We start from the raw sequence: 2,549 nt of genomic DNA, 5'->3' as shown, positions 1-2,549 counted from the left end.
AATTTAAAACAAGAAGCGGTCAGATTGATCGTGTTAGCCTGTGGACTAGATAGTGCCGACACTGCTAGGGTGAAACAGGAAGAAAAAGCCAACTTTTGTTAGCATTAGTTAGCTTTTTTGTATCGGCTGAACAGTCACACATTAACATCAATCTCAAGGCATACTTGGTTAAGACGATTATGATTTGAGGAGAGCATTTTGACTTACTCTGGTGTTTACTACAAGTTCGGAGTCATCGGGTGGAGATTAATTTTCCGATAAAGCCTTATATACTGCCACATATCGGACAATAATTGCTCGTATTTGGCTATAACTCGCTTCCCAAAAGATAGGCGTTTAAGCTGAAAGAGGGAACACTGCTCTCATTTTGCCAATAAAATCAGGAGTAAAGTCCAGATTATTTGGGTTTTATGTAGCAGTTTAATAGAAGCGATTATAAAGAAGAAAAGCCCTATGTTTACTTCTGTCTTAGAAAAACCCAATCAAGGGTATGTTTTGCCACATAGCACTCAAGCAATACAAGGATTTTAGAGGGTTGGCCAATGATTGAAATGAGAGTCGCTGGTATAGCTTTAGATGCCATAACCCGTAGTCCGATTGTACTCCTGAAAGATAGTTCAGATCGTCGGGCTTTACCAATTTATATCGGTCAGGATCAAGCTAGGGCGATTATGGGTGCTATGGAGCATCAAAAACCCCCTAGACCTTTAACTCATGACTTGATGGTAAATGTTTTGGAAGCATGGAATATGACCTTAGAAAAGGTGATAATTCATTCTTTGCAAAAGGATACATTCTACGCTGCTTTAATTGTGCAGCAAGGAGAGGTAAAAAAAGAAATAGATTCTCGTCCTAGTGATGCGATCGCCATTGCTTTACGGACAAATGCACCGATTTGGGTGATGGAAGAAGTGGTAGCAGATGCTTCTATTCCCGTTGATCGTGATGCGGATGAAGCTGAACAACAAGCTTTCCGGGAGTTCGTTTCTAATCTTCGTCCTGAAGATTTAATCAAGCGATTTGGTAACGGTGACGGTTAAATAGGAGACTGGGGACTGGGGACTGGTGACTGGGGAAGAAGCAGGGGAGCAGGGAGCAGGGAGCAGGGGGAAATTATTTGTATTTTCCCAATCACCAATCACCAATCACCAATCACCAATTACCCATTACCCATTACCCATTACCCATTATGCAATATCGACGTTTTGGTAAAACAAATTTAAAATTATCAGTGTTTTCTTTGGGAACAATGCGTTATTTAAATAACGTAGAAACTGCTCATCAAACTATTGAAAAAGCTTTATCTTTAGGTATCAATCACATAGAAACTGCTAGAGGTTATGGTAAAAGTGAGGAGTATTTAGGTACAGCAATAAAAAGCGGTTTATCAGTACCAAGAAATCAATTATATATCACTACTAAAATTCCTCCCTGTGCTGATGCTGACACCATGCATCAGTACATTGATGAATCTTTACAACGTTTAAATTTAGATTATTTAGATTGTTTGGGTATTCATGGTTTAAATACTAGGCAACATTTAGAATGGGTAGAAACTAAAAATGGCTGTATGCAAGCTGTTCATGAAGCTGTAAATGATGGCAGAGTTAAACATATTGGTTTCTCTACTCATGGTGCTTTAGAGATTATTTTGGCAGCAATTAATACAGATTTATTTGAATTTGTGAATTTGCATTATTATTATTTTTTCCAACGTAATAATTTAGCGATTGAAGCAGCTACAAAAAAAGATATGGGTGTATTTATTATTTCTCCTGCTGATAAAGGAGGAAGACTTTACACACCACCAGACAAATTAAAAGAACTGTGTCAACCTTTCACACCTTTAGAATTAAATTATCGGTTTTTATTGAGTGATTCCAGAATTACAACTTTAAGCGTCGGTGCTGCAACTCCAGAAGAATTAATTGCACCTTTGGCAGTTTCTCATAATATTAATGAGTTAACAACAGAAGAGATAAAAGTTTTTAAAAACTTAGAAAATCAAAAGAATCAAGTTTTAGAAACTGATAAATGTAGTCAATGTTATGCTTGTTTACCTTGTCCTGAAAATATCAATATTCCTGAAGTTTTAAGATTAAGAAATTTAGCAGTTGCTTATGATATGATTGATTATGGAAAATATCGTTATGCAATGTTTGAAAATGCGGGTCATTGGTTTCCCGGAATGAAAGGAAATCGGTGTACAGAATGCGGTGATTGTTTACCGAAATGTCCTGAAAATTTAGATATTCCTGCTTTGTTAAATGATACCCATGAAAGGTTAAATGGGAAAGGGGGGAGGAGGTTGTGGGGTTAGATATTTTGTCAGAATCAGAATGTCCAGGATTAAAACATTAAATATTTTTTGTCAGAATCAGGATGTCCAGGATTTGAGGATTTTCAGGATGGAGATATTTAGATAGGGGTTGCTGAGAAAGTCTTTCCGTGAGGGCATAGGAGTCAGGAGTCAGGAGTCAGGAGTCAGGAGAAGATTTGAAAATTTCTTTGCCATCTCTTGAAATCCCAAAAAATGCACACTTTTTCCG

2 protein-coding genes are annotated in these 2,549 nt (G+C 37.2%); both read left to right on the top strand.

Annotated elements, in window-relative coordinates; translation table 11 throughout:
* Window positions 1–542 precede the first annotated feature (542 nt).
* On the top strand, window positions 543–1,040 hold the full coding sequence (locus FFR48_RS27160; protein WP_096572152.1) for a bifunctional nuclease family protein: 498 nt from the start codon (window positions 543–545) through the stop codon (window positions 1,038–1,040).
* A 149-nt stretch (window positions 1,041–1,189) separates the two neighbouring features.
* Window positions 1,190–2,320, top strand: a complete 1,131-nt coding sequence (locus FFR48_RS27155; RefSeq protein WP_137669501.1) for an aldo/keto reductase — start codon at window positions 1,190–1,192, stop codon at window positions 2,318–2,320.
* The last annotated feature ends 229 nt before the right edge of the window (window positions 2,321–2,549 follow it).

The sequence above is a fragment of the Sphaerospermopsis reniformis genome (genome assembly GCF_005402885.1).
Lineage (GTDB): Bacteria > Cyanobacteriota > Cyanobacteriia > Cyanobacteriales > Nostocaceae > Sphaerospermopsis > Sphaerospermopsis kisseleviana.
The sequence above is the reverse complement of the archived record's forward strand: the minus strand, read 5'-3'. Positions and strand labels throughout refer to the sequence as shown.

Excerpts from the sequence above, each read along its gene's own strand:
- FFR48_RS27160 (WP_096572152.1), top strand. The coding sequence starts at position 543 with ATGATTGAAATGAGAGTCGCTGGTATAGCTTTAGATGCCATAACCCGT.
- FFR48_RS27155 (WP_137669501.1), top strand. The coding sequence starts at position 1,190 with ATGCAATATCGACGTTTTGGTAAAACAAATTTAAAATTATCAGTGTTT.